At 64.4% G+C, this 26,425-nt stretch carries 22 protein-coding genes; 17 read left to right on the forward strand and 5 right to left on the reverse strand.

From position 1 onward, the window contains the following. The first annotated feature begins 10 nt into the window (after positions 1 to 10). The 8 genes from HH302_RS00640 to HH302_RS00675 all read left to right on the forward strand — a co-directional run bounded on the left by HH302_RS00640 (position 11) and on the right by HH302_RS00675 (position 12,722). Entirely contained in the window at positions 11 to 2,506 is a 2,496-nt protein-coding gene (locus HH302_RS00640) for an acyl-CoA dehydrogenase (protein ID WP_172196768.1), read from the forward strand. 85 nt (positions 2,507 to 2,591) lie between these two features. After that, the gene (locus HH302_RS00645; protein WP_172196770.1) at positions 2,592 to 3,875 is read left to right on the forward strand and encodes an acetyl-CoA C-acetyltransferase; all 1,284 of its coding nucleotides are present in this window, start codon (positions 2,592 to 2,594) and stop codon (positions 3,873 to 3,875) included. A 63-nt stretch (positions 3,876 to 3,938) separates the two neighbouring features. Then, the gene (locus tag HH302_RS00650; RefSeq protein WP_172196772.1) at positions 3,939 to 4,892 is read left to right on the forward strand and encodes a DegV family protein; all 954 of its coding nucleotides are present in this window, start codon (positions 3,939 to 3,941) and stop codon (positions 4,890 to 4,892) included. Between the two features lie 101 nt (positions 4,893 to 4,993). After that, positions 4,994 to 6,919, forward strand: a complete 1,926-nt coding sequence (locus tag HH302_RS00655) for a 3-hydroxyacyl-CoA dehydrogenase NAD-binding domain-containing protein (protein ID WP_172196774.1) — start codon at positions 4,994 to 4,996, stop codon at positions 6,917 to 6,919. An 8-nt stretch (positions 6,920 to 6,927) separates the two neighbouring features. After that, entirely contained in the window at positions 6,928 to 7,329 is a 402-nt protein-coding gene (locus HH302_RS00660; protein WP_172196776.1) for an acyl-CoA thioesterase, read from the forward strand. 57 nt (positions 7,330 to 7,386) lie between these two features. After that, on the forward strand, positions 7,387 to 8,802 hold the full coding sequence (locus tag HH302_RS00665; RefSeq protein ID WP_172196778.1) for an OmpP1/FadL family transporter: 1,416 nt from the start codon (positions 7,387 to 7,389) through the stop codon (positions 8,800 to 8,802). 312 nt (positions 8,803 to 9,114) lie between these two features. Next, positions 9,115 to 11,499: a 3-hydroxyacyl-CoA dehydrogenase NAD-binding domain-containing protein gene (locus tag HH302_RS00670; RefSeq protein ID WP_172196780.1), complete on the forward strand. Its 2,385-nt coding sequence runs from the start codon at positions 9,115 to 9,117 to the stop codon at positions 11,497 to 11,499. Positions 11,500 to 11,519: 20 nt separating this feature from the next. Further along, entirely contained in the window at positions 11,520 to 12,722 is a 1,203-nt protein-coding gene (locus HH302_RS00675) for an acetyl-CoA C-acyltransferase (RefSeq protein WP_172196782.1), read from the forward strand. A gap of 95 nt (positions 12,723 to 12,817) precedes the next feature. On the opposite strand, the gene HH302_RS00680 is transcribed toward HH302_RS00675, so the two are convergent. Continuing rightward, positions 12,818 to 14,188, reverse strand: coding sequence for a hypothetical protein (locus HH302_RS00680; RefSeq protein WP_172196784.1), 1,371 nt, complete (start codon positions 14,186 to 14,188; stop codon positions 12,818 to 12,820). A gap of 277 nt (positions 14,189 to 14,465) precedes the next feature. On the opposite strand from HH302_RS00680, the gene HH302_RS00685 reads away from it, so the two are divergent. The 3 genes from HH302_RS00685 (at position 14,466) to HH302_RS00695 (ending at position 18,192) form a co-directional block, all read left to right on the forward strand. Continuing rightward, positions 14,466 to 15,911, forward strand: coding sequence for a coniferyl aldehyde dehydrogenase (locus tag HH302_RS00685; protein ID WP_371814538.1), 1,446 nt, complete (start codon positions 14,466 to 14,468; stop codon positions 15,909 to 15,911). A gap of 113 nt (positions 15,912 to 16,024) precedes the next feature. After that, positions 16,025 to 16,570, forward strand: coding sequence for a hypothetical protein (locus HH302_RS00690; protein WP_172196788.1), 546 nt, complete (start codon positions 16,025 to 16,027; stop codon positions 16,568 to 16,570). Beyond that, positions 16,567 to 18,192, forward strand: a complete 1,626-nt coding sequence (locus HH302_RS00695; protein WP_172196790.1) for a GMC family oxidoreductase — start codon at positions 16,567 to 16,569, stop codon at positions 18,190 to 18,192. The genes HH302_RS00690 and HH302_RS00695 overlap by 4 nt, the downstream gene beginning before the upstream one ends. On the opposite strand, the gene HH302_RS00700 is transcribed toward HH302_RS00695, so the two are convergent. Genes HH302_RS00700 through HH302_RS00710 form a run of 3 tightly spaced genes read right to left on the reverse strand, consistent with a single transcriptional unit; the run spans position 18,193 to position 19,818 of the window. Then, positions 18,193 to 18,591: a carboxymuconolactone decarboxylase family protein gene (locus HH302_RS00700; protein WP_172196792.1), complete on the reverse strand. Its 399-nt coding sequence runs from the start codon at positions 18,589 to 18,591 to the stop codon at positions 18,193 to 18,195. Further along, positions 18,542 to 18,994, reverse strand: a complete 453-nt coding sequence (locus HH302_RS00705; RefSeq protein ID WP_216661731.1) for a MerR family transcriptional regulator — start codon at positions 18,992 to 18,994, stop codon at positions 18,542 to 18,544. Before HH302_RS00705 ends, HH302_RS00700 begins: the two co-directional genes overlap by 50 nt. Before the next feature lie 53 nt (positions 18,995 to 19,047). Continuing rightward, a complete protein-coding gene (locus tag HH302_RS00710) occupies positions 19,048 to 19,818 on the reverse strand; it encodes a YdcF family protein (RefSeq protein ID WP_172196796.1) in 771 nt (256 codons plus the stop codon). Between the two features lie 115 nt (positions 19,819 to 19,933). Here HH302_RS00710 and HH302_RS00715 point away from each other — a divergent pair, with 115 nt between their 5' ends. The 5 genes from HH302_RS00715 to HH302_RS00735 are packed head-to-tail and all read left to right on the forward strand — an operon-like array spanning position 19,934 to position 23,013. Beyond that, the gene (locus HH302_RS00715) at positions 19,934 to 20,449 is read left to right on the forward strand and encodes a DUF2802 domain-containing protein (protein ID WP_172196798.1); all 516 of its coding nucleotides are present in this window, start codon (positions 19,934 to 19,936) and stop codon (positions 20,447 to 20,449) included. A gap of 4 nt (positions 20,450 to 20,453) precedes the next feature. Beyond that, complete coding sequence (locus tag HH302_RS00720; protein WP_172196800.1) at positions 20,454 to 21,182, forward strand: SPOR domain-containing protein; 729 nt, start codon at positions 20,454 to 20,456, stop codon at positions 21,180 to 21,182. Positions 21,183 to 21,230: 48 nt separating this feature from the next. Continuing rightward, positions 21,231 to 21,665 (forward strand): flagellar assembly protein FliW, encoded by a 435-nt coding sequence (gene fliW, locus HH302_RS00725; protein ID WP_172196802.1) that lies wholly within the window; start codon positions 21,231 to 21,233, stop codon positions 21,663 to 21,665. Positions 21,666 to 21,693: 28 nt separating this feature from the next. Then, positions 21,694 to 22,080, forward strand: coding sequence for a RidA family protein (locus HH302_RS00730; RefSeq protein WP_172196804.1), 387 nt, complete (start codon positions 21,694 to 21,696; stop codon positions 22,078 to 22,080). A gap of 60 nt (positions 22,081 to 22,140) precedes the next feature. After that, positions 22,141 to 23,013, forward strand: a complete 873-nt coding sequence (locus tag HH302_RS00735; protein ID WP_172196806.1) for a neutral zinc metallopeptidase — start codon at positions 22,141 to 22,143, stop codon at positions 23,011 to 23,013. A 30-nt stretch (positions 23,014 to 23,043) separates the two neighbouring features. Here HH302_RS00735 and HH302_RS00740 read toward each other — a convergent pair whose 3' ends face one another. After that, complete coding sequence (locus HH302_RS00740) at positions 23,044 to 24,105, reverse strand: acyltransferase (RefSeq protein ID WP_172196808.1); 1,062 nt, start codon at positions 24,103 to 24,105, stop codon at positions 23,044 to 23,046. 171 nt (positions 24,106 to 24,276) lie between these two features. On the opposite strand from HH302_RS00740, the gene recG reads away from it, so the two are divergent. Then, positions 24,277 to 26,403 (forward strand): ATP-dependent DNA helicase RecG, encoded by a 2,127-nt coding sequence (gene recG / locus HH302_RS00745; protein ID WP_172196810.1) that lies wholly within the window; start codon positions 24,277 to 24,279, stop codon positions 26,401 to 26,403. Positions 26,404 to 26,425 lie beyond the last annotated feature (22 nt).

Below are 26,425 nucleotides of genomic sequence, written 5' to 3' on the forward strand. Positions count from 1 at the left end.
GGAGACGGCGATGTTTTGGCTTCTGGTTTGCTTGCTTCCTCTCATGGCAATCGCGCTCGCCTTTGGGCGGGCGCCCCTTTTTGCCTGGCTTGTTGCCGGTGTGGCATGGCTGGCAGGGATGTCACAAGTGGCAGCGTGGTCGGTGCCGGCTACGGCCGCGAGCATCGGTATCTATGTTGTATTGCTTGGCATCTTCGTGTTGCCGCCCTTGCGCCGTGCGCTGATCACCAGCCCGGTCTTCGGCCTCTACCGGAAGATCCTTCCAGCGATGTCCGACACCGAAAAGACGGCACTCGAGGCGGGTACTGTTTGGTGGGATGGCGAACTCTTCGCCGGCCGCCCGAACTGGAAGCGGTTGCTCGAGATTCCGGCGGCCAAGCTCAGCGCAGAAGAAAAGGCCTTCGTCGAGAACGAGACCGAAGAGCTCTGCCGCATGGTCAGCGATTGGGATACGACCAATCTCTACAACGACCTTCCGCCCCATGTCTGGCAGTACATCAAGGACAAGGGCTTCCTTGGCATGATCATCCCGAAGGAGTACGGCGGCAAAGGCTTCTCGGCGATCGCTCACTCCGAGGTGGTGACCAAGCTTGCGACGCGTTCGTCGGCCTCTGCGGTGTCGGTGATGGTGCCGAACTCTCTCGGCCCGGCCGAGCTGCTGCTGCACTACGGCACCAAGGAGCAGAAGGATTACTACCTGCCGCGCCTGGCCAAGGGTATCGAGATCCCGGCCTTCGCGCTGACCAGCCCGGTCGCTGGTTCCGACGCGGCGTCGATTCCGGATCGCGGCATCATCTGCAAGGGCATGTACCAGGGCAAGGAAGTCCTCGGTATGCGTGTGACCTGGGACAAGCGTTACATCACGCTGGGCCCGATCTGCACGGTGCTGGGCCTGGCCTTCCGCCTGTACGACCCGGACAAGCTGCTCGGCGATGTGGAGGACCTCGGCATCACCTGCGCGCTGGTGCCGAACACCCACCCGGGCGTGAACATCGGGCGTCGTCACCAGCCGCTCAATGCCATGTTCCACAACGGCCCGAACTGGGGTAACGACGTCTTCATGCCGCTCGAGTTCATCATCGGCGGCCCGAAGATGGCCGGCCAGGGCTGGCGCATGCTGATGGAGTGCCTTGCCGCAGGTCGTTCGATCTCGCTGCCGGGCTCCAACACCGGCATGATGAAGCTCACTGCACGCGCAGTCGGTGCTTACTCCCGCGTTCGCGCCCAGTTCAAGACCTCGATCGGCAAGTTCGAGGGCATCGAAGAGCCGCTCGCCCGTATCGGCGGCAACCTCTACATGTGCGATGCCGCGCGTACCTTCACTGCCGGCGCGATCGACCTGGGCGAGAAGCCCTCGGTGGTGTCCGCGATCGTGAAGTACCACGTCACTGAGCGCGCCCGTACCGTTGTGAACGACGGTATGGACATCCTGGGCGGCAAGGGCATCTGCATGGGGCCGCAGAACTTCCTGGCGCGCGCCTATCAGCAGATCCCGATCGGCATCACCGTGGAAGGTGCGAACATCCTGACGCGCAGCCTGATCATCTTCGGGCAGGGCGCGATCCGTTGCCATCCGTTCGTGCTGAAGGAAATGCAGGCGGCGCAGGATACCGACGTCGCGCGCGGTTTGAAGACGTTTGACGGTGCGTTGTTCAGCCACATCGGCTTTACCGTCAGCAACGCGGCGCGTGCCTTGGTTTACGGCCTTACGGGTTCGCACTGGGTCCGCACGCCGGATGTGGCGCCCGAAACCAAGCGCTACTACCAGCAACTGACCCGCTTCTCGGCCGCCTTCGCCTTCCTCGCCGATGTGTCGATGCTGACGATGGGTGGCGATCTCAAGCGCAAGGAAAAGCTCTCCGCACGCCTCGGCGACATCCTGTCGCAGATGTACCTGTGCTCGGCCACGCTCAAGCGCTATGAGCAGGAAGGTCGCCAGCAGGCTGATGCACCGCTGATGCACTGGGCGATCTGGGATGCCATGTTCAAGGCGCAGAACGCGTTCGAGGGCGTGATCTCCAACTTCCCGAACCGCTTCCTGTCGATGGTGCTGCGTCGCCTGATCTTCCCGCTGGGCCGTCCGTATGTGGTGCCGTCGGACAAGCTGGGCCACAAGGTCGCCTCGCTGCTGATCGCGCCGAGCGAAACGCGCGATCGTCTGGTCGCCGGTTCGTTTGTCGATCGCGGCAACGAAGAAGACCCGGTTGGCGTGCTCGAGCTGGCGCTCGAGGCCACGGTCAAGGCCGACGCGGTCGAAGCCAAGCTGCGTGCCGCACAGAAGGCCGGCAAGCTGAACGCGCGTCAGCCGGCCGAGTTGCTTGCCCAAGCTCAGGCGACGGGTGTGATCAGTCGTGAAGAGGCGGAGCTGCTGGCGCGTCGTGATGTGCTGCGCGCGAAGGTGATCCGCGTGGATGACTTCCCGAACGACCTCGGCATCGGCGACGCCAAGTCGCACATCCGCCCGGCGGACAAGCCGGTCGCACAGGCGTCGCTCGCGGCAGCCTGATCGCAGTAAATCCAACCGAACAGGCGGGGCCAGAATGGCCCCGCCATCGTGCCGCACTGGTGCGGTGACCGTAGCAGGGGAATTCATGAAGCAAGCGATCTACATCATCGACGGTGCTCGCACGCCCTTCCTGAAGGCGCGCAACGCACCCGGTCCGTTCGCCGCGGCTGATCTGGCAACTGCGGCGGGCGCTGCGCTGCTTGCGCGTCAACCGTTTCGTCCGGACCAGCTCGACGAGGTGATCCTGGGCTGTGCATCGCCCTCGCCGGACGAAGTGAACATCGGCCGTGTTGTGGCGCTGCGCATGGGTTGCGGCCTCAACGTGCCGGGCTGGACGGTGATGCGCAACTGCGCATCCGGCATGCAGGCGATCGACTCTGCGATCAACAACATCCTTGCTGGCCGCTCGGAGCTCGTGCTGGCCGGTGGCGTTGATGCGCTCTCACGCGCGCCGCTGTTGTTCTCTGACGCGATGGTGCGCTGGCTGTCGGGCTGGTACCAGACCAAGACGGTGGGGCAGAAGCTTGCCGCATTGCGCCAGTTCAAGCTCGGCTACCTCGCGCCGGTGATCGGCATCATGAAGGGGCTGACCGACCCGATCGTCGGCCAGTTGATGGGGCAGACAGCCGAGAACATCGCGTTCAAGTTCGGCATCAACCGCCGCCACATGGACGAGTTCTCGGCACGCAGCCACCAGCGTGTATCGGCGGCCCAGAAGGCGGGCCACTTCGCGCAGGAGATCATTCCGCTGATCGACGAGAAGGGCAACGTCTATGCCGAGGACGACGGCGTACGGCACGACTCGACGGCAGACGGCCTGGCCAAGCTCAAGCCCTTCTTCGACAAGAAGTATGGCTATGTGACGGCGGGCAACAGCTCGCAGATCACCGATGGCGCCGCATGGCTGATTCTGGCTTCGGAAGAGGCGGTGCAGAAGTACGGCCTCAAGCCGATCGGCAAGATCGTCGACACCCAATGGGCTGGTCTGGCGCCGGACCAGATGGGGCTCGGGCCGGTGCATGCCTCCACGCCGATCCTGCAGCGCCAGGGCCTTGGCCTGAACGATCTGGATACCTGGGAAATCAACGAGGCGTTTGCAGCCCAGGTGCTCGCGTGCATCGAGGCGTGGAAGGACCCGGCTTACTGCAAGGAGCATCTGGGGCTCGATGCGCCGCTGGGCGAACTGGACCAGAACAAGCTGAACGTGGATGGCGGTGCCGTGGCGCTGGGCCATCCGGTTGGGGCAAGCGGCGCGCGCATCGTGCTGCACGCCTTGCATCACCTGCGCCGCACCGGCGGAAAACGTGCCATGGCAACCATCTGCATTGGTGGCGGCCAAGGGGGTGCGATGCTGGTCGAGACTGTGTAATCTTCAACTCTCCATACGATACAGTACGGTCCACAAGACCTATAACAGGGGGAGACGGAGAGCATGAAGATTGGACTCGTGGTCGATTCGACCTGCGACTTGCCGCGCACATTCTTTGAGAACGAGGGCATCGAACTGATGCCGATCACTTTGCGGATCGGCGACCAGACCTTCGAGGACCGGCGCGACGAAACCCAGACCATCGAGTTTCACTCGGCGAACAAGGACCAGAAAACCGAAACCTTCGCCGAGTCGATCCCGTATTCCAGCGAACAGATCGAAAGCCTGTTCCTCGACAAGCTGGTGCGCGAGTACGACCACGTGTTCTGCCTGACGGTGACGCAGTCGCGCAGCTACATCTACGAAAACGCGATGCGTGCCTCGTTCGGCATCATCAGCAAGTACAAGCAAGTGCGCAAAGACGCCGGCATTCCCGGCCGCTTCGCGCTGGCGGTGATCAACAGCCGCAACATCTTCACTGGCACGGCGGTACTCGCGGCCGAGGTGATCCGCATGATCAAGACCGACGCTTCGCCGTCGGCGATCGACTCGCGGATTCGCGAACTGGTGCCGAACACCTACTGCTACATGGTGCCGCCGGATCTCTTCCACATCTACAAGCGCGCGTCGAAACGCGGTGACAAGAGCATCAACTGGGCGAGTTTCATGCTCGGCTCGATGCTGGACATCAAGCCGATCCTGCGCGGGCACCTCGACGAAACCGGGCCGGTGGCCAAGCTGCGTCACTTCGACACGGCGGTGGAAACCATGTTTGCGAACGCCACCCGTGCAGTGAAGGCCGGTTTACTCGCGCCCACGCTGTGCATTGGCTACGGCGGCAACCCGGACGCGGTGCAGCACATGCCGGGATTTCCGCGCCTCAAGGAGGCGGCGGACAAGGCGGGGGTCGATATCCATGTCGCGCCGATGAGCATCTCGGGCGGCGTTCATACCGGCCCCGGTTGCGTGACGGTGGCATTCGTGTCGGACAAGCACCAGTTCGAAGAGAAGATATGACCTGTGCCGTCGGCGCCCGCGCTGGGGGGCGCGCCGCCGACGGACTTTTTATTCAGCGGGCGCCCCGGCAGGGGCTCCCGGTTTAGTGAGCAGAGGACATCATGCAGGGCTTCAAGCACTGGACACTTCAACGCGACGCTGACGGCCTGGCCTGGGCCACGCTGGATGCGGCCGATGGCTCGGCGAACACCCTTGGCCGTGAGGTGATGGAAGAGCTGGGGGGCGTGCTGGACTTGCTCGACCGCGAGCCGCCGAAGGGGCTTGTGATCCGTTCGGGCAAGGCGGCCGGTTTCATTGCAGGCGCGAACATCGAGGAATTCACGAAGATCGCCACCGTTGATGACGCCAAGGTGCTCGTTAAGCGTGGCTGGGATCTGTTCAACCGCCTTGCAGCGGTGAAGTACCCGACGCTGGCCCTGGTGCGCGGCCACTGCATGGGCGGTGGTCTGGAACTGGCGCTGGCCTGCCGTTACCGCGTGGCGGTGGATGAACCCGGCACGAAGATGGCGTTGCCGGAGGTCATGCTCGGCATCGTCCCGGGCTGGGGCGGCATGCTCCGCCTGCCCGAAGTCGTCGGCCCGGCTGCCGCGATGGACATGATGCTGACCGGCAAGAACATCGATGCCAAGCGCGCCAAGCGCATGGGTTTGGCGGATGAGTGCGTGCCGCCGCGCGTCATGGAAAACACCGCACGCATGGTGGTGTTGTCCGGTCGCCCGCGCCGCCCGCTGCCCTTCATGCAGAAGCTGATGCTCGGGCCGCTGAAGGGCGTCGTCGCCAATGGCGCGAAGAAGCAGGTGGCGCGACGTGCGCGCCCGGAACACTACCCGGCGCCGTACGCAATCATTGATATCTGGTCGAAGTTTGGCGGCAACGCGCTCGCGGTGCCGTCGAACCACTCGGCGTCACTGGAGTCGGTGTTCGGGTCGGCGACGGCGAAGAACCTGATCCGCGTCTTCTTCCTGCAGGATCGCCTGAAGGCCTTCGGCAAGGATTCCGATTTCGCGCCCAAGCATGTGCACGTGATCGGCGCCGGTGTGATGGGCGGCGACATCGCCGCTGTGTGCGCAGCCAAAGGCATGACGGTGACGCTGCAGGACCAGACGGTCGAGCGCATCGCCCCGGCGATCAAGCGCGCCGCGGAGTTCTACGCCAAGCGTTATCGCGGCGACAAGAAGCAGGTGCGTTTTGCGCTTGATCGCCTGATCGCCGATCCGCAGGGCGCCGGTGTGGCGCAGGCGGACGTGATCATCGAGGCGATCTTCGAGAACCTCGAGGTGAAGCAGAAGGTGTTTGCGGATGTCGAGGCGCGCGCCAAGCCGGATGCGGTGATTGCGACCAATACGTCGTCGCTGAAGCTCGAAGACATCGCGGCGACCTTCAAGAACCCCGCGCGTCTGGTCGGCATTCACTTCTTCAACCCGGTGCCGAAGATGCCTTTGGTGGAAGTCGTCACCGCCGCGAATTCGGATGCCGAAGCGGCGAAGAAGGCGGCCGCCTTCGTGCGCAAGATCGACAAATTGCCGCTGCCGGTGAAGAGCGCACCGGGCTTCCTCGTCAATGCGGTGCTCGGGCCGTATCTGCTGGAGGCGATGCGCTGCGTGGACGAGGGCGTCGCGCCCGAGGCGGTGGATGCTGCCGCACTGGCGTTTGGCATGCCGATGGGGCCGATCGAGCTGGCCGATACGGTCGGGCTGGATATCGCGATGGCCGCCGGCAAAGGCCTCACGGGGGCCGCCGAGCCGCCGAAAAAACTCGCCGCCTTGATGGCCGCAGGAAATCTTGGGAAAAAATCCGGCAAGGGTTTCTACACTTGGGTGAACGGCAAGCCGCAGAAAACGCAGGCGAGTGCACCGGGCGGCTTGGCCGACCGGCTTGTCAAGCCGCTGTTGGATGCGACACAACGTTGTGTGAGCCAAGGTGTGGTGGGTGACGCCGACCTTGCTGATGCGGGCGTAATCTTCGGTACTGGCTTCGCGCCGTTCCGCGGTGGGCCGATGAATTATCTGAAGAACAAAACAGCTTGAGGCGTTTGATGGGTGAAGATTTCGTACCGCATACCTCGGATCTGCAGCCGGCGCTGCGGATCATCCCGATGCCGAAAGACGTCAACTGGAACGGCGACGTTTTCGGTGGCTGGCTGATGTCGCATGTCGACTTGGCCGGATCGGTGCCCGCGGTCAAGCGTGCGCGCGGGCGAGTGGCGACGGTCGCGGTGAATTCCTTCATCTTCAAGCAGCCGGTCAGCGTCGGGGATCTCCTGAGCTTCTACGCCGATGTCGTGAAGGTGGGCCACACGTCGATCACGGTGGATGTCCACGTCTTTGCGGAACGGAATCCGAAACACCCGGAAGTGGTCAAGGTGACCGAAGCACAATTGACCTACGTTGCAATTGATAGTCAGGGCAACAAGCGAGATCTGCCGCCCGAGCCCTGAGTGTTTTTGTACATCGGCCGCAAGCTGGTGAGTTGATAACAAAGAGGAGAGGAAACAATGAAAAGAAAACAGATCGCGCAGCTGATCGCTGTGTTGGTCGGAGCCGCTGGCGCCGGTGCTGCCCAAGCGTCCGCGTTCCAGCTGCTGGAGCAGAACGGTGCGGGGATCGGCAATGCATTCGCCGGTTCTGGCGCAGTGGCCGAGGATGCGAGCACCGCATACTTCAACCCTGCTGCCATGACGATGATGGCCCAGCCCAGCCAGCTCACGTTTGGCGTTGATCTGGTAAAGCCGACGGCCAAGTTCAAGGACAACGGTTCCACGCCGCCGCGCTTCATTTCGGCAAGCAACGTTGGTGGCAACGGCGGTGACGCGGGCAGCGTACAGCCGGTGCCGTCCACGCACATCACCGCTGCGCTGAACGACAAGATGTCGCTTGGCCTGAGCATCGGCGCGCCGTTTGGTCTGGTTACCGAGTATGAGTCGAACTGGATGGGCCGCTTCCACGCGGTGAAGTCCGACCTGAAGACGATCAATATCAACCCGTCGTTCGCGTACCGCTTCAACAAGATGGTCTCCGTCGGTGTTGGCGCGAGCTACCAGCACTTCGAAGCCGAGCTGACCCAGGCGGTGAACTTTGGCGCGCTCGGTTACAGCGGCGTCTGTGCCTCGTCGGGCCTGGCAACCTGTAATGCGCTGGCCGCCGGCGGCGCCTTCACGAACAAGGAAGGCACCAGCCAGGTCAAGGGCGAGTCCGACGATTGGGGCTGGAACGTGGGTATCGCGCTGCAGCCGTCGGACAGCACCCGCGTCGGCTTGAGCTACCGCTCGGCGATCAAGCATCGCTTGACGGGCGACGTGACGTTCTCGCGCCCGAGCTTCGCGGTGCCTGGCCTGGATCCGGCGATTGCCGCCCAGACGCCGAATGGCCCGGTTCAGGTTGATGTGAAGCTGCCGGATACCTGGATCATGTCGGCCTTCCAGCAGATCAACGAACAGTGGTCCTTGCAGGGTGATATTTCCTGGACGGGCTGGTCGTCGCTCAAGACGCTGGACATCTATCGCACCAGCAATACCTCGGTGCCGCTGTCGAGCACCTACGAGAACTGGAAAGACACCTGGCGCGTGGCTATCGGTGGCGCGTACCAGATGAACAGCGCGCTGAAGCTGCGTGCCGGTCTCGCCTACGACCAGTCGCCGGTGGAAGACGACTATCGCACGCCGCGTCTGCCGGATAACGATCGCACCTGGCTGTCGCTGGGCTTGAACTATCGCCTGACGCCGACCATCTCGCTGGATGCGGGCTACACCCACATCTTCATCAAGGCGACGACGATCAATGACAGTGGCTATCACGCCGACTACAACCCGGGCGGCATCAATACCAGCAACCCGATTTCGCGTGGCACCCTGAAGGGTGACTACGACGGCGGCGTCGATATCCTCGGCATGCAGGTCAACTGGGCGTTCTGAGCGCGCAGCATGTGATGTAAGTTGTAATGCGGGGCTGCGGTCGCAGCCCCGCAAAACCTTCCGGCACCCGCGGTGCCGGGAATGCGATGAGGTGGGGGCCACGTCGCATGGGGAAACAGGATCTTCGGGCTGTCCGGTGCCATGCTGAACGTCTTCGCACCGGGGCCAATCAACGGGCGGTTTGTGCTGCTGCCACGTCAATCCTTGTCACGAAAATGCGCTTGCGCCATACGCATCCGTATGGTGGAATGGCTGTCATGACAGGGTCGATCGGGGAGGTCGGCAAACTGTCCAACTGCAAGGAGTCTTAGCGTGAGTAACTTCATCATCCGCAAGGTTGCGGTGCTCGGCGCGGGGGTCATGGGGGCGCAGATCGCGGCGCACTGTGCAAACGCCGAAGTACCCGTCGTCCTGTTCGATCTTCCGGCCAAGGAAGGCGACCCCAACGGCATCGTCAAGCGCGCGCTCGACGGCCTCAAGAAGCTCGAACCCAGCCCGCTCGCCACGGCCGATCGCGTGCAGTACATCGAGGCCGCGAACTACGAGCAGCACATCGCCAAGCTCGCCGAGTGCGACCTCATCATTGAAGCCATCGCCGAGCGCATGGAGTGGAAGCTGGACCTGTACGCCAAGGTCGCACCGCACATCCGCCCCGACGCGATCTTCGCCACCAACACCTCGGGCCTGTCGATCAACAAGCTCGCCGAGGGCTGCCCGGATTCGCTGCGCCCGCGCTTCTGCGGCGTGCACTTCTTCAACCCGCCGCGCTACATGTCGCTGGTGGAGTTGATCCCCTGCAAGGGCACCGATGCCCCGCTGCTCGACAACCTCGAAGCCTTCCTCACGACCACGCTGGGCAAGAGCGTCGTTCGCGCAATCGATACGCCGAACTTCGTCGCCAACCGTGTGGGCGTGTTCTCGATCCTCGCCGTCATGCACCACACCCAGCGCATGGGTCTGGGCTTTGACGAGGTCGATGCGCTGACCGGCCCGCTGATCGGCCGCCCGAAGTCCGCCACCTACCGCACGGCCGACGTTGTGGGTCTGGACACCATGGCGCACGTCATCAAGACGATGACCGACAACCTGCCGAACGACCCCTGGGCGCAGTACTACGCGGCGCCGCAGTGGCTGCAGGCGCTGATCGCCAAGGGCGCGCTGGGTCAGAAGACCAAGGCGGGCATCTTCCGCAAGCAGGGCAAGCAGATCCAGGTTCTGGATCTGGCCGCGCAGGATTATCGTGACTCGACCGGCAAGCCGGCCGACGAAGTGGTCGCGATCCTGAAGAACCGGAACCCGGCCGAGAAGTTCGCGCAGCTGCGCGCATCAAACCACCCGCAGGCGCAGTTCCTGTGGGCGATCTTCCGCGACATCTTCCACTACGTCGCGGTGCATCTGGAATCCATCGCCAACAACGCGCGCGACATCGACTTCGCGATGCGCTGGGGCTTCGGCTGGCAGCAAGGCCCGTTCGAGACCTGGCAGGCCGCGGGCTGGAAGGCGATCGCCGACGCCATCGCTGCCGACATCGCCGAAGGCAAGGCCATGGCCAGCGCGCCGCTGCCGGCCTGGGTGTTCGAGCGTGAAGGTGTTCATGAAGCCGCCGGTTCCTACTCCTCGTCCGCCAAGGCCATCCAGGGCCGCTCGGCGCTGCCGGTGTATAGCCGCCAGCTCTTCCCCGAGCGCGTCTTCGGTGAAGCCGAAGAGCGCGGCACGACGATCTGGGAATCGGAAGGCGTGCGCATGTGGACCACGGGTGACGAGGACGGCAAGCGCGTCCCCATCCTCTCGTTCAAGTCCAAGATGTGCGCGGTTGGCGCTGACGTGCTCGACGGCGTGCAGGAAGCGATCAAGCGCGCTGAGCGCGACTACGACGGCCTTGTGATCTGGCAGCCGAAGCCCCCGTTCTCGGTCGGCGCGAACCTGCAGCAGATCAAGCCGGTGCTCGAAGCGGGCGACTTCGCCACGCTCGAAAAGGTGGTGGCCAACTTCCAGGCCACCTCGATGGCGATCAAGTACGCCAAGGTGCCTGTCATTACCGCGGTGGCCGGCATGGCACTTGGTGGTGGCTGCGAGTTCGTGATGCACTCGCCGCGCGCCGTGGTGGCGCTGGAGAGCTACATCGGCCTCGTCGAAGCCGGCGTCGGCCTGATCCCGGCTGGTGGCGGCTGCAAGGAATTCGCGATCCGTGCCGCGCAGGCCGCTTCGCGTACCGCGACCAACGATGCGATGAACTTCCTGCAGTCGGTGTTCACCACCATCGCGATGGCCAACGTCAGCAAGAGCGCGAAGAACGCGAAGGAGCTGGGCCTGCTGAAGCAGGACGATGTCGTCGTCTTCAACGTGAACGAGATCCTGCATGTGGCACGCAAGAACGCGCTGGCGATGCACGAATCGGCATGGCGCCCGGCATTGTCGCCGGCCGGCATCCCGGTCGCTGGCCGCAACGGCATCGCCACGCTCGAGATGATGCTGGTCAACATGGTTGAGGGCGGCATGATCAGCGCCCACGACTACAAGGTCGCCCGCTCGGCCGCCGTCGCCCTGTGCGGCGGCGAGATCGAGTCCGGCTCGCTGGTTTCCGAAAAGTGGCTGCTCGACATCGAGCGCGCCCAGTTCGTCGACCTGCTCAAGACCGAGAAGACCCAGCAGCGCATCGCGCACATGCTCGAAACCGGCAAGCCGCTGCGCAACTGAGCGCGCGAAGGAGATTTGAAATGACCCGTCAGATTCAGGACGTTTACATCGTGGCCGCCACGCGCACGCCGGTGGCCAAGCGCCGCGGCGCTTTCAAGAACGTGCGCCCCGACGACATGCTGGCCCATGTACTGTCCGCCGTCGTGAAGCAGGTCCCTGCCTTCGATCTCAACGAGATCGGCGACGTGGTGGTCGGCTGCGCGATGCCGGAAGCCGAGCAGGGTATGAACGTGGCCCGTATCGGCACGCTGCTCGCAGGCTTCCCGAACACCGTGCCCGCCATCACCATCAACCGCTTCTGCTCGTCCGGCGTCAATGCCGTGGCGGATGCGGCGATGAAGATCATGATCGGCGAATGCGACATCGCCATCGGTGCCGGCACCGAGTCGATGACCATCATGCCGACCATGATGGGCAACAAGGTGTCGATCAACCCGGTGGCTTTCGCCAGCACCGATGAGAACCGCGCCATCGCCTTCGGCATGGGCCTTACCGCCGAGAAGGTTGCGCAGAAGTACGGCGTGTCGCGTGAAGATCAGGATGCCTTCGCGATGGCCTCGCACCAGAAGGCCTGTGCCGCGATCGCGGCCGGCAAGTTCAAGGACGAGATCACGCCGTACCTCGTGCGCGAACAACTGCCGGACTTCAAGAGCGGTGCGATCAAGGTCGTCGAGCGCCTGTTCGAGAACGACGAAGGTCCACGCCCGGATTCCTCGATCGAGGGCCTTGCTAAGCTCAAGACGGTGTTCGCCGCGCGTGGCTCGGTTACGGCCGGCAACAGCTCGCAGATGTCGGACGGCGCCGGCGCGGTGCTGTTGATGTCCGAAGCGGCCGTCAAGCGTACCGGCGCCAAGCCGATCGCGCGCTTCCGTGGCTTCTCGGTTGCCGGCGTACCGCCGGAAATCATGGGCATCGGTCCGATCGCCGCAATTCCGAAGGTGCTCAAGCACGCTGGTGTGGCGCAGGGCGACGTCGACTGGTGGGAGCTCAATGAAGCCTTCGCCGCGCAGGCCCTGGCGGTGATCCGCGATCTGGGCATCGACCCGAGCAAGGTGAACCCGCTCGGCGGCGCCATCGCGCTGGGCCACCCGCTCGGCGCCACCGGCGCGATCCGCGTCGCGACGCTGATGTCGGCGATGAAGCGCGGCGATGCCAAGCTCGGCATGGTGACGATGTGTATCGGCACCGGCATGGGTGCGGCGGGGCTGTTCGAAGCCGTATAGTCGCTGCGGAGCGGCACGAGCCGGCGGATCGTTGTCGGCCTGCACAATAAGAAACGGCCCGCTTTTGCGGGCCGTTTTCTTTCAAGCGCTGCGGATCAGTATGACGTCACTACGTTGCCGCCATCACCCACTGCGATGTAGCCGCCGCTGTACCACATCACACTGTTCTCATTCGCTCCAGTGCTGGTGGCGACCCATGTTTTGGCATCGCTACTCACCCAAGCCTGACCACCTGTACCGACCGCCATGAAACGCGAACCACGCGCAACGGCTTTCATGTCGCCCATGCCAGGAACGGGAATCTCCTCCCACGGTTTCGTGCTCGGATCGGTATTTCGATAGACCTTGCCACCGCTGCCAACAGCGAGATAGATCGCCTCGTTGTAGTAGCCGTACGTGACGGATGTCAGGTTCGCTGGGGTGTTGGAGCTGTTGGTGTAGCTGATGGCGTGTTTGCGCCAGCTGATACCGTCGGAGCTGGTGATGATCCATCCATTGTCGCCAACCGCGTAATACGTGCCGTTGAGCACGCTGATGGACTTGAGGTTGATGGTTGCGTCCGCCGCTGCCGACGACGACGCGGTGTATCGGTCGGTGGCGTTGTTGGCGGTGTTGGCGGCGGTGTCGACTGTCAACCGATACGCCGTCCACGTCACACCATCTGCGCTGATCGAAATCGCGCCGCTGTCGCCCACGGCGACGAAACCGACACTGCCGAGGGCGACACCGTGAAGGGCAGATGTCGTGTTTGAGGTGCGAGTCACCCACTGATCGAGGTAGTTCGTGGACGAGCCATCGCTCGTCCAGATGACGGCCTTCCCGTCACCGTCGAGGTCGCCAACGAGTACTGTCCGTGGTGTCGTACTGTTGTAAGCGGCAGCGTAAAGCGAAACCGACGGAAGTACAGTGCTGGCCTTTGTCCACTTGAGCACTGGCGAGCCGGTATCCCATGCCACGGAGCCCACTTGCACGGCGCCGCTGTCGCCAACAGCAAGGAAGCGACCGTAGGCCAAGGAAACGTGGTTCAAATTGCCGGCACCCGCGGCAACATTGGTCGTCCAGACCGAACCCGATTGGCGCGGAATGACCTTCCCGACGGTCGGGGTCTCGCCGCCGGCAGGGCCGTTGCCGTGCGTGGCGTTCATGAAGAACGAGTAGGGTTTGTCGTTAGTCAGGCCGCTCAGAATGTATGGCGAGGTGACCGGCGCGATGATCGCCGCTTCCGGGTACTTGCGGTAGTCGTCGCGCGTGGCGTTCTCTGCCTGCGCCTTGAACAACCAGTAGCGCAGATCGGACGTGGCGCTCTGATCGTCCCAAGTGATCGTGACCTGACCATCGCCGGGGATAGCCTTGAGATTGGTCGGCGCATCCGGTTTGTTGTCGTTGCTGCTGCTGCCGCAACCGGCGAGGAGGGCGAGCGAAGTCAGCGTGGCGAGCGCGACGGCGCGCGAGCGGGTGGTGAACACGAGAAGGATTCCTCCAGCAGATTCGGGGCGGCGCGTCGCGCGGGGCTCGCGCAAGTCTTGGTGGCACGAAGGGGGCGCGCACTCGGTGCACATCCCTCGTAGCGGTTGGCCGCCGTGGCAAGAAAACGCATCGAGTCTAGCCGATGGCCCCGAGGCGCACAAACGACGAACGGTGAGCAAATCTTCCCGCGCGGATTAGGCTGTGATCCCTAAGCGTTCCATTGGCGCTTCCGTTTTGTCGCCCCATACCGTACCGTACTGATACGAGCGGCCGGACTTGATCCACTACAGAGCCGCCGAGGAGACAAGCATGAATCTCACCGATCTGCCGCAAACCGGCTTGGCTGCTGCGTTTGCAGCGCAACGCAGCGCGTTTGCGCGCGAGCCGATGCCGGATGCGGCAGCGCGCCGCGCGAATCTGGACCGCCTCGCGCTGCTTTTGAAGAACAATCAGCAGGCCATCTGCGAGGCGATCTGCGCTGATTTCGGCCACCGCTCCCACACCGAGACCCGCCTGATCGAGATCTTCCCGAGCCTCGAAGCGATCCGCTACGCGCGGGCCAAGCTGGCGGGCTGGATGAAGCCCTCGCGGCGGCACACCGGGCTGTGGTTCCTGCCGGGCCGTTCCGAGGTGCGCTATCAGCCGCTCGGCGTGGTGGGCGTGATCGTGCCGTGGAACTATCCGCTCTACCTTGCGATCGGCCCGCTCGTTGGCGCTTTGGCGGCGGGCAATCGCGTGCTGGTCAAGATGAGCGAATTCGGGCCGAACTTCGGTGCGCTGTTCGCACGCCTGATCGGCGAGGCCTTCCCGCCGGATCTGGTCAGCGTGGTGCTGGGCGGTGCCGATGTTGCGGCCGAGTTTTCGTCCTTGCCGTTTGATCACTTGCTGTTTACCGGCTCAACGCCGGTCGGCCGCATCGTGATGGCTGCCGCAGCGAAGAACCTCACGCCGGTCACGCTGGAACTGGGTGGCAAGTCGCCGGCCATTGTGGCGCCGGGGTTTGACATCAAGACCGCAGCCCAACGCATCGGCTTTGGCAAGATCATGAACGGCGGCCAGACCTGCATCGCACCGGACTATGTGCTGCTGCCACGCGGGCAGGAAGAAGCATTTGTCGCAGCCATGCGGGCGTTCGCGCAAAAGCTCTACGGCGATGCCGCGTCGCCAGACTACGCGAGCGTTGCGCACGAGCGTCATTACACCCGCTTGCAGGCGCTGCTCGACGAGGCGCGCAGCATGGGGGCGCGGATCGAAGCGCTGTTGCCGGACGGTGCGATCAGCGGTCGCAAGATGGCGCCGGTGGTGTTGCTCGACGGCACGCCCGACATGCGGGTGATGCAGGAAGAGATCTTCGGGCCGATCCTGCCGGTGATCCCTTACGACTCGCTGGATGACGCGATCGCCTACGTCAACGAGCGTGATCGCCCGCTGGCGCTGTATGTGTTCGACGACCAGCGCGGTCGCGTCGAGTCCTTGCTCGATCGCACGGCCTCCGGTGGCGTCACGGTGAACGACTGCATCCTCCATATCGCACAGGACGACATCCCCTTCGGCGGTGTCGGCCCGTCCGGCATGGGGCGCTATCACGGGCCGGAGGGCTTCAAGACCTTCTCGCAGCAGCGCGCGGTGTTCCGGCAGGCTGCGCTCAACGGTTCGGCGATCCTGCACCCCCCCTTCGGCAAACCGCTGGCGGAAAAACTGATCAAGCTGATGTTGCGCTGAGTCAGTTGCGGCACCGCGCTTGTGGAATTCCGTCGGGGCCGCTGGCGTCCAATCACAAGAGTGATCGTGCTTGGACCGGTAGAAACGCAAGGATGGGACTAGGCCTTCGCACCATGAGCATCAACGCATCACGACGTCGTTTCCTGTTTCTAGGGCTCAGCGCCGGCATCGCCACCGCGCTGGGTGTTGCGGGCGCGTGGCCCGATAGTGCCGCGCTGGAAGACGATGCTTACCGCTACGGTTTTCTGACTGCGCAAGACCGCGCGATCCTCGCGGCGCTGGCGCCTGCGATGCTGGCCGGTGCTTGGCCAGTGGATGCCGGGAAGGCGACGGCCGAAACACTGACGCTGCTGCGGGGTATCGATACCGCACTGATGGGCATGCCGCCGCGGGTGCGCGACGACATGCGCAAGCTGTTCGGCTTGCTTGGTCGCCAGGCGGGCCGCGTGCTTGCGGCCGGCTCAATGGCGGGCTGGGCGCAGGTCGATCCGCAACGTGCCGCCGGCATCATCACGCGCTGGCGTGATCATTCGCTCGCACTGATGCAGCAGGCCTACGGCGGGCTGCACGACCTCACGTTCGGCGTCTGGTACGGCAACCCCGAACACTTCGCGGACTGCGGCTACAGCGGCCCGCCCTCACTGAAGCTGAATCCATGAGCACGCCCCAGCACAACGCGCAGCACAACCAGTTGCCCGATCCGATCGGCGATGCTTTTGCTGGCAAGTGGCGCGACCGGCATATCGACGGCGCAGCGCTCGACAAGGACCTCACGCTGGAGGCCGATGTCGTCATCGTCGGCACCGGCGCGGGTGGCGGCACCACGGCAGAACGGCTCGCGCAAGCCGGGCTGTCGGTGATCCTGCTGGAAGAGGGCGGACTCAAGACCTCGCGTGATTTTCAGCTCGAAGAGCGCTTGTCGTATCCGGCGCTGTATCAGGAGTCGGCCGGTCGCAAAACGATGGATCACGGTGTCGGCATCCTGCAGGGGCGCACGGTCGGGGGTTCGACCGTCGTCAACTGGACGACCAGCATCCGCACGCCGGACAACACCCTCAAGCATTGGCGCGAGCAGCATGGACTCGCGGCGTTCACGCCGGAGACCCTGGCGCCGTGGTTTGAGCGTCGCGAGGAACGTTTGTCCATCGCCAGCTGGCCGACGCAACCGAACCGCCACAACGCCTTGCTGCGGGACGGCGCCTACAAGCTCGCGATCGAGCCGGTGACGATCCACCGCAACGTCAAGGGCTGCTGGAACCTGGGCTATTGCGGCATGGGTTGCCCGACCAACGCCAAGCAGTCGATGCTGGTCACGACGATCCCTGCGGCGATGGAGCATGGCGCGCGCTTGCTTTCGCATATGCGGGCTGAGCGACTGGAGCACGCCAATGGCCGTGTCACGGCGCTGCTGGCACATCCAATCAGCACGCAAGGGCAGGTCCGGCGCGAGTACACCGTGCGGCTGCAAGCCAAACACTTCGTGCTGGCCGGTGGCGCAATCGGTACGCCAGCGCTGCTGCTGCGTTCCAACGCGCCGGATCCGCATCGCCACACAGGCGCGCGCACGTTCCTGCATCCGGTGGTGCTGTCGGCCGCGCTGATGCCCGAGCCGGTCGATGCCTTCACCGGCGCGCCACAGTCGATCTACATCGATGAGTACCTGTGGCCGAAGGACGGCAGCATGGGCTTCAAGCTCGAAGTGCCGCCGATCCACCCGCTGATCGCGTCGGTCGTGATGTCGGACTTTGGTGCCGCGCACCGCCACTACATGCGCCAGATGAATCACTGGTATGTGGCGATCGCGCTGCTGCGCGACGGCTTCCACGAGCAGAGCCAGGGTGGCCGTGTGGTGCTTGATGGCCATGGCGACCCGCAGCTCGACTACCCGCTCACCGACTACATCTGGGCGGGCGCGCGCAAGGCCTTCCATGCAATGGCTGACTTGCAGTACGCCGTTGGTGCGAAAACCGTGCTGCCGATCCACCTCGATGCGACGGCGACAACGCGCGTATCCGACGCTCACGCGCAGATCGATGCGCTGAAGCTCGCCACGCGGCGCACAAAGGTTGTCAGTGCGCATGTGATGGGCGGCGCGGCGATGGCGCCGGACGAGAAGGGCGGCGTGGTGCGGCCAGACGGCGTGCATCACCAGCTTGAGAATCTGTCGGTGCACGACGGTTCCATTCTGCCGACCTCGCTTGGCGCGAATCCGCAGCTGACGATCTACGGCATCACCGCAATGCTGAGCGAGCAGCTCGCGCAGCGTCTCGGCAAGGCCTGATCAGGCGGCCGCGCACGTTGGCTGGATGCCGCGTTCGGCAAACACCTCGCGTGCTGCGAAGAGCCCGTTGAGCGCGGCCGGGAAGCCGGCATACACCGCCATCTGCATCAGCACTTCGACGATCTCGTCTGCAGTCAGGCCAACGTTGAGTGAGGCGTGCAGGTGCACCTTTAGCTGCGGGGTGGCGTTGCCCAGCGCGGTAAGCGCGGCGATGGTCGCGATCTCCCGCTCGCGCAGCCCGAGCTGTTCGCGCCGGTAGATGTCGCCGAAGGGAAATTCGATCAGGTAGCGTGCGAAGTCGGGTGCGATGTCGCGCAGGCTGTCGACCACGCGCTCGCCGGCCTCGCCGTCAATCTGTTGAAGGGTCTTCCAGCCTTGCGTGTAGCGTTCGCTGTTCATGGTCTGCTCCGGGTGAAGTGGATGGCGGAGAGACCGATTGGGCAATGGCGTCGCGGTACCACGCGAGCTTGTTGTCGAGCGCTGCGAGATTGTCTTGCAGGCTCGCAAGGCGTGCGGCCACTGCGTCGCGGTGCTCACTGAGCAAATCCAGGCGTTCGACGAGCGTGGCATCCCCGGCGGCGCGCAGCTGCGCATAGCGGCGCATATCGCGGATCGGCACGCCCATCGCGCGAAGGCGCATCAGGAAGGCCAGCCAGGCAACGTCGCGCTGCGCATATTGCCGGCGCCCGCCGGCATCGCGGTGCACCGGTGCCAGCAGACCGGCGCGCTCGTAGTAACGCAGCGTGTGTGCGCTGACACCGAAGTGCTGCGCCATCTGCGCGATCGACAGGAATCCGTCCATCGGTTTCTCCATGGCCACGAGCATCGAACTTCGAGCGCGCTCTAAGTCAAGCGCTATTGGCCACGCAGGCGCAATGCGATGAGCCCGACCCATTCGTGCAAGGCGTAAAAGCCGCCATAGGCGCTGCTTGCACTCGGCAGCGCGGGCAAGGCTTGCGCCTCGCCGCCGTGCGAGCCGAGGTATGCAGTGGGGGCTGGATACACGGTGAAGCCGGCACGCTCGAACTCGCCGACCGAACGTGGCATGTGCGCCGCGTGCGTGACCAACGCGACACGGGTGTAGCCCTTCGGCTGCAGTAGTTTTGCGCTGAAGACGGCATTCTCGTGCGTGTCGAGCGATGCACCTTCGACCCAACGCGCCGCGATGCCGAAATCCTCTTTCAGGGTGCGGCGCATCAGCTCTGCCTCAGAGGTGCCGCTCGTCGGAGAACCCCCGCTGACCAACACCGGAAGGCCGGTCTGGCGGGCCAGGCGCGCGCCGTAGCGCACCCGTTCCAGCGTGATGCGATTGACGGTTTCGCCACCCAACTCGGGTGCGTTGCTGCGCCGGCCGCCCGCGAGGATCACGATCGCCTGCGCCTGTTTGAGCTGCGCTGCCGCGATGGGCGGGTCGCGCTCAAGGCCGCGCAGCAACCACGCGACGCTGTCGGGCCAGCACACGAGCAGGCCGACGACGAGCCCTGCCCACGCGATCCAGCGACCGGCGCGCGGCCGCCAGATCTGGCACAGCAGGCCGCCCGCGATAATCACCAGCGGAAGCATCGGCGGCAGCAGGAAAATGCCGATCAGCTTCTTGGCGATGAACAGGATGGAGAGTTGTTCCATGGTCGTCGTTGTGGCGAGCGGGGCGGGGCCAGTATTATCGCAGGCGGTGATCGCCGCCACGGCGTAGGATTCACCCCGTTGCCGTGCAGCGGTTCATTGGAGAGCGATCTTGGGTGTGCGTGAAGTCATTCTGGGCGTAGTGGTGCTGTTGTGCCTCTATCTCGCCTATGTCGTCATGCGCCTGTTCCGCGTATCGCGCCCGCAACGACCGGCAGCGCCGATCGAGCCGGAATACGAAACGATCCTCGATACCGTCGAGGACATTGCGCCGACGCCACCGACGACGCCGATCGCACCGGAATCGCTGACCCAGGCTGATCCGGCGCATTCACGCACCGAACGCGAGGCCTTCGACGCACTGGTCGAGCTCGCGCGCCTGCGTTTCCAGGTTGAAGCTCTTGAAGCCTCTAACACCGAGCTGCGCGAAGAAGTCGCGAGCCTGCGCGAGACGCTGAGCGCCGAGATTGCGGCCCTGCGTAATGCGCGCAGCGTGTCACCGCAGTATGGCGAGGCGGTTGTGCTGGCACAGCGCGGCCTCGAAACCGATGCGATCGCCGAACGCTGCGGCATTTCGATTTCGGAAGCCGAACTTGTTGCCGCGCTGGCGCGCGGCGCTCGAACACAGGAGTAGACGCATGGCCCCAGCCCGCCCCGCCGCCCCACCGGAGAACGACGAGCGACGCCAGTTGCTGATGCGCGGCGGGGTTGCTGCTGCCGTGGTCGGGGCGCTGCTGGTTGGCCTGCTGGTTTGGGAACGGACCGCTCAGGAGCCTGCGCCTGCCGTTGAGCCGAAGGCGGCGGTGGTGCCGACGCCGGCGCAGATCCGCGCGGCCAGTGGTGACGCTGCGCCGGCTGCGCAATCAGCGGTCATGGTCGAAGCCTCGGCGCCAGTGCCGGCAGCGGTGGTTGAAACGCCTGCGCAGAGCGAACCCGCGTCGGCCGATGTTGCAGAAGAAACCCGTGGTGTTGCAGCCCCCGAGCCCGCGCCGGAACCGGTGCTGCCACACCCCTCGCGCAAGCCGGCAAACGCTGCGGCGGAAAGCTCGGGTGGCCGTGTGCACCTGCAGGCAGAACCGACCACCCCGGCGCCGACGCCGCGCCTGGTCGTGCAGACCGAACCTGCGCCCGCCGGCGTGAAACCGCCGCCCGGCCGCGCATTTGCACTGCAGGCTGGCGTATTCTCCACTCCGAAGAACGCCGAGGACCTGCGTGCCCGGCTCGAACTGGCGGGCATTCCCGCGCAGCTGGAAACGCGCGTCGTCGTGGGCCCGTTCCGTACCCGCCAGGACGCCGAGCAGGCGCAGAGCAAACTCAAGGCGCTTGGGCTCGCGCGCGGGCAACTGGTAACGGTGAAGCAGCCATAACGAATGACACAAGACGGCCGGAATTGGCCGGACAAGGAGAGGGGAAGCATGCAGATCGACAGCCCGAAGTTTGGCCGCATTGAAGTGGCCGACGACAAATTGATCACTTTCCCGGCGGGCCTCCCGGGCTTCGAGGAATGCCGCCGGTTTGCGCTGCTGCACCCCGATGCGGCCCAGCCTCGCGTGTTCTACCTGCAGTCGGTGGAGCAGCCGGATGTGGCCTTTTCGATCGCATCGCCGGATCAATTCGGCCTGCATTACGAATTCAGCCTCAGCGATGCCGAGCTGGCCGCGATTGGCCTGCAGCGCGCTGAAGACGCAGCAGTGATGGTGATCCTGCGCCGCGACGATCCGGACAACGCCGCAAGCCCGTTGCGTGCGATCCTGACTGCGCCGCTGGTGATCAACCTCGGTTCGCAGATGGGGCTGCAGAAGACGATCGCCAACATTGGTTGCGACATCACGCTGCGTTCGGCGGACTGAGTCGCTCAACCCAATCCAGGAGTTTGCTGTGAGCAAGGAAATCATCTCGACCACCAAGGCGCCTGCGGCGATCGGCACCTACTCGCAGGCGGTGAAGGCCGGCAACACGGTTTATCTCTCCGGCCAGATCCCGCTCGATCCGGTGACGATGACGCTGGTGGAAGGCGGCTTCGAGGCGCAGACGGTGCAGATGTTCGAAAACCTCAAGGCGGTTGCCGAGGCGGCAAGCGGTTCGCTCGCCGATGCCGTCAAGCTGACGATCTACCTGACGGACCTTTCGAACTTCGCGACCGTCAACGCCGTGATGTCGCGCTACTTCACCGAGCCCTATCCCGCCCGCGCCGCGGTGGGGGTGAAGGAATTGCCGCGCGGATCGCTGGTTGAAGCCGACGCGATTCTCGTGCTCGGCGCTTGAGGCAGGACGCAACGAACCAGGCCCGCGTTGCGCGGGCCTTCTTGTTTTGAGGGGGCCGCCATGCGCTTCGAAGACGACACTGGCAGTGACAACATCGAAGACCGCCGTGGCGGGGGGGGCGGCGGATTGCCGATCGGCGGTCGCTCGATCGGCGTTGGCACGATCGTGCTCGCGATTGCCGCGTGGTACTTCGGTATCGACCCTTCGGTCGTGCTGAACCTCGCCTCCAATACCCCGGCGCCGCAGCAGCAGCGACATGCCGGGCCGGTGCAGGAATCTGCCAGCGAAGCGCAGGCCCGCAAGTTGGTCAGCGTGGTGTTGCACGACACCGAGAAGACCTGGAGCCGTATCTTTCAGGCAGGCGGCGCCGAATATCCGAAACCCAAGCTGGTGCTGTTCCGCGGCCAAACGCCCACCGCGTGCGGCACCGGCGAGGCCGCGATGGGGCCGTTCTACTGCCCCGGCGATTCGAAGGTCTACATTGACTTGGCTTTCTACGACGAGCTATCGCGGCGTTTCAAGGCGCCGGGCGACTTCGCGCAGGCTTATGTGATCGCGCATGAGGTTGGCCACCATGTGCAGCATGTGCTGGGCATATCGGACAAGATGCGGCAAGCCCAGCAGGGGCGCAGTGCAGCGCAGAAGAACGCGCTATCGGTGCGGCTGGAGCTTCAGGCTGATTGCTTTGCTGGTCTGTGGGCGAAGCAAGCGGTTGCATCGGGCAACCTCACGCTCGAACCCGGCGACGTTGAGGAAGCGCTCACCGCCGCCACCGCAATCGGCGACGACACGCTGCAGAAGCAAGCGCGCGGCGTGGTGGTGCCGGAAAGCTTCACGCACGGCTCGTCCGAACAGCGCGTACGCTGGTTCTCGCGCGGACTGGAGCAGGGCGAAATCGCGGCTTGCGATACCTTCAAGGCGCGGGAGCTGTAAGCAATTGCTCGCTCGGTGAGGGCACGTTCGTCATCCCGGACGTGCCGTCTGCGCGGCAAATCGCGGCCCCAACCTAGCCACCAGTTGTCCTTTCTTGGCGAGCGCGGGCTTCTCGACGAAGTGCCACGATGCCAGTGCGACGAGGCCACTCAGCGGTAGCGATACGGCGAACATGCGATAGCCGTCCAGCTGCGGCCAGAAGTGGAATAGCACCTGTTGCAGCGGATAACCGTAGATGTACAGGCCGTAGGAGATGTCTGCCGGCCAGCGACCACCCAAGATGGCGGGCAGTGGCGCCCGTGCGACGGCGAGTACCGCGGCGGCGAGCGCAACTGGAACGGCGAATGCTTGAATCGCATGGGGGACGGGCAAGGCAATCAATCCGGCAAACAGTGAGAGGGCCACGATGGCTGGCCCGCGTGCGCTTCGCGTCAACGTTCCGATGACCGCGCCGGCGATGAAGTGGCGCGAAACGCGCGCAAGCGACAGCGCGTGCTCGTCCTGCTCTAGCGCGATGAAGCGCCATGTGGCGATCGCGAACGCGCCGCAAAGCAACGGAATGAACGCATGTGACAGTGCGCGCGACCGGCAAAGCAGTCCGAGCCCAAGCACCAGTCCGTACATCGTTGCTTCCTTGGGCAGTGTCCACAAGGATCCATTGACGACCGACGGGTGTGGGTTGCCGAGAAATAGCTCGGGTAACTCCTCCACCATCCACAGCAAAGAGGTGTTGCCGATAACGAACCAGCGCAACCGCCAGTCGGAAAGGTATTCCGCGAATGATGCGCGACTCAGCAGCGGGCCGATGACGAAGGCGCAAAGCGCTACCGAGGCGATCAACGCCGGCAAGATCCGCAACGCCCGTGCTTCCGCGAACGCCAGCGCGCTGCGGTGGTGCATCCAGCTTTCCGTGATCAGGAAGCCGCTGATTGCAAAGAAGATGTTCACGCCGAGCGCACCATCGAACGGCGTGCCCACAAGCGGATCGTTGCGGGCAGCTGACAGCAAGAACGCGTGGTACCAAAGCACCAGCGTTGCGGCAAAGTGTCGAAGCAGATCAAAGCTGTTGTCGCCGTTCTCGCCATGAGACATCGGCGTGACTCCCCCCAAAAGCAGGCTTGCCGGCACGGCGATGGGTGCTTGCCGTTGCCGCGTGGTGTTGATTCAGTTTGGCTGCAATCGCAGGCGATGCCAGTTGTTTTTGCGCGAGGGTGACAAGCGGGCGTCGGCAAGCATGAGGGCAGGGCAGTCTAGAATCACGTGATGCCGAAGGCTCAAGTCCTTTCCGTGTCGTCTCCCGACGGCTTTCATGCCCTGCCCAAGCCGCTTGCCAGCAGGCTGAACAAACTCGGCCTCTTTCGCGAGGCCGACTTGGTACTGCACCTGCCGCTTCGCTATGAAGACGAGACACAGGTGTCGCCGATAGCCGGTGCGCCGCTGGGCGTCAGCGCGCAGGTGGAAGGTGTGGTGCTGAGCTGCGAAATCAGCTTCCGCCCGCGCCGCCAGTTGGTCGCGCGGATCGCCGATGAAACCGGCGAACTGACGCTGCGCTTCCTGAACTTCTACCCCAGCCAGCAGAAGCAGTTGGCCGAGGGGACGCGCGTGCGGGTGTTTGGTGAAATCCGCGGCGGCTTCTTCGGCGATGAGATGGTGCATCCCCGCGTGAAGACGGTACGGGAGGGCGAAGCGCTGCCCGCGGCGCTGACCCCGGTTTATCCGACAACCGCGGGCCTTGCACAGAGTGCGCTGCGCAAGCTGATCGATCGCGCGATGAAGCAGGTGTCGCTCGCCGATCTGCTGCCCGAGGGGTTGCGCAAATCCCTGCGCTTGCCGGAGTTCGAGCGTTCGGTGCGCGCGCTGCATCATCCTCAGCCCGGCATGTCGATTGCCGCACTGGAAGACCGCACGCACCCGGCTTGGCGCCGCATCAAGTTCGAGGAGTTGCTCGCGCAGCAGCTCTCGTTGCGTAAAGCGTATGCCGCACGGCGTGCGCGCCGTGCGCCGGTGCTGCAAGGCAGTGGGGCACTCGGCGGCCCATTGTTGGCGAGCCTGCCGTTTGCGCTGACCAGCGCTCAGCAACGCGCGGTGGACGAGATTGCGCGCGATCTGGCGACGCCACATCCGATGCAGCGCCTGCTGCAAGGCGACGTTGGCTCCGGCAAGACCATCGTTGCCGCGCTCGCCATGCTGCAGGCCGCCGAGGCGGGTTGGCAGGCGGCGCTGATGGCGCCGACGGAGATCCTCGCTGAACAGCACTTCCGCAAGCTCGATGCGTGGCTGACGCCGCTCGGCATCAAGGTGGCGTGGCTCGCCGGCAGCCAGAGGAAAAAGGCACGCGAGGCGGCTTTGGCGATGCTGGCATCGGGCGAAGCCCTGTTGGCTGTCGGCACCCATGCGTTGATCGAAGACCCGGTGGCGTTTCCGAAGCTTGGGCTCGCGGTGGTCGATGAGCAACACCGCTTCGGCGTGCGCCAGCGGCTTGCGCTGCGTGAGAAATACCAGGGTTCCGACGCGCCCTTGCCGCACATGCTGATGATGAGCGCGACGCCGATCCCGCGCACGCTTGCGATGAGCTTCTACGCGGATCTCGATGTATCGGTTCTCGACGAATTGCCACCCGGTCGCACGCCGATCGTCACCAAGCTGGTGGCCGATGCGCGGCGCGACGACGTTGTTGCACGCGTCCGCGACGCCTGCCGCGAGGGGCGGCAGGCCTACTGGGTGTGCCCGTTGATCGAGGAAACCGAGGGTGCTGCCGACGGGGGGGCTGCACGGGGAGGCAAGGGGCGCGACCGCGAGGCGCTTCAGTTGCAGACGGCGGTGGAAACCTGTGAACGCCTGACCGCTGAGCTACCGGAGTTGCGAGTCGGTCTGGTGCATGGGCGCCTGAAGGCGGACGAGAAAGCCGCCGTGATGGACGGCTTCATCCGCAATGAGGTTCAGGTGCTGGTGGCAACCACGGTGATCGAGGTCGGCGTAGACGTGCCGAACGCAAGCCTGATGGTGATCGAGCACGCCGAACGGTTCGGCCTTGCTCAATTGCACCAGTTGCGTGGCCGGGTCGGGCGCGGCGCGGCAGCCTCTGCTTGTATCCTGATCTACAGCCCGCCGTTGTCACAGACGGGCCGAGCGCGGCTGAAAGTCATTTACGAGAATACGGATGGATTTGTCATCGCGCAGGAGGACCTGCGGCTGCGCGGCCCCGGCGAATTCATCGGGGCGCGGCAAAGCGGCAGCGCACTGCTGCGTTATGCGGATCTGGAAATGGATGTCGATCTGGTTGAGGCGGCCCGTTCGGCCGCGGAAGAACTGCTTGCACGCCAGCCGGCCGCAGCGGCGGCGATACTCGATCGCTGGCATGGCGGTCGCAGCGAATACCTGAAGGCCTGAGCGCAATGACACCAAACAAGGA

Origin of the sequence: Niveibacterium sp. COAC-50, assembly GCF_013184235.1 — a bacterium.
Classification (GTDB): Bacteria; Pseudomonadota; Gammaproteobacteria; order Burkholderiales; family Rhodocyclaceae; genus Niveibacterium; species Niveibacterium microcysteis.

Excerpts from the sequence above, each read along its gene's own strand:
- HH302_RS00640 (WP_172196768.1), top strand. The coding sequence starts at position 11 with ATGTTTTGGCTTCTGGTTTGCTTGCTTCCTCTCATGGCAATCGCGCTC.
- HH302_RS00645 (WP_172196770.1), top strand. The coding sequence starts at position 2,592 with ATGAAGCAAGCGATCTACATCATCGACGGTGCTCGCACGCCCTTCCTG.
- HH302_RS00650 (WP_172196772.1), top strand. The coding sequence starts at position 3,939 with ATGAAGATTGGACTCGTGGTCGATTCGACCTGCGACTTGCCGCGCACA.
- HH302_RS00655 (WP_172196774.1), top strand. The coding sequence starts at position 4,994 with ATGCAGGGCTTCAAGCACTGGACACTTCAACGCGACGCTGACGGCCTG.
- HH302_RS00660 (WP_172196776.1), top strand. The coding sequence starts at position 6,928 with ATGGGTGAAGATTTCGTACCGCATACCTCGGATCTGCAGCCGGCGCTG.
- HH302_RS00665 (WP_172196778.1), top strand. The coding sequence starts at position 7,387 with ATGAAAAGAAAACAGATCGCGCAGCTGATCGCTGTGTTGGTCGGAGCC.
- HH302_RS00675 (WP_172196782.1), top strand. The coding sequence starts at position 11,520 with ATGACCCGTCAGATTCAGGACGTTTACATCGTGGCCGCCACGCGCACG.
- HH302_RS00690 (WP_172196788.1), top strand. The coding sequence starts at position 16,025 with ATGAGCATCAACGCATCACGACGTCGTTTCCTGTTTCTAGGGCTCAGC.
- HH302_RS00695 (WP_172196790.1), top strand. The coding sequence starts at position 16,567 with ATGAGCACGCCCCAGCACAACGCGCAGCACAACCAGTTGCCCGATCCG.
- HH302_RS00700 (WP_172196792.1), bottom strand. The coding sequence starts at position 18,591 with ATGAACAGCGAACGCTACACGCAAGGCTGGAAGACCCTTCAACAGATT.
- HH302_RS00705 (WP_216661731.1), bottom strand. The coding sequence starts at position 18,994 with ATGGACGGATTCCTGTCGATCGCGCAGATGGCGCAGCACTTCGGTGTC.
- HH302_RS00710 (WP_172196796.1), bottom strand. The coding sequence starts at position 19,818 with ATGGAACAACTCTCCATCCTGTTCATCGCCAAGAAGCTGATCGGCATT.
- HH302_RS00720 (WP_172196800.1), top strand. The coding sequence starts at position 20,454 with ATGGCCCCAGCCCGCCCCGCCGCCCCACCGGAGAACGACGAGCGACGC.
- fliW (WP_172196802.1), top strand. The coding sequence starts at position 21,231 with ATGCAGATCGACAGCCCGAAGTTTGGCCGCATTGAAGTGGCCGACGAC.
- HH302_RS00735 (WP_172196806.1), top strand. The coding sequence starts at position 22,141 with ATGCGCTTCGAAGACGACACTGGCAGTGACAACATCGAAGACCGCCGT.
- HH302_RS00740 (WP_172196808.1), bottom strand. The coding sequence starts at position 24,105 with ATGTCTCATGGCGAGAACGGCGACAACAGCTTTGATCTGCTTCGACAC.
- recG (WP_172196810.1), top strand. The coding sequence starts at position 24,277 with ATGCCGAAGGCTCAAGTCCTTTCCGTGTCGTCTCCCGACGGCTTTCAT.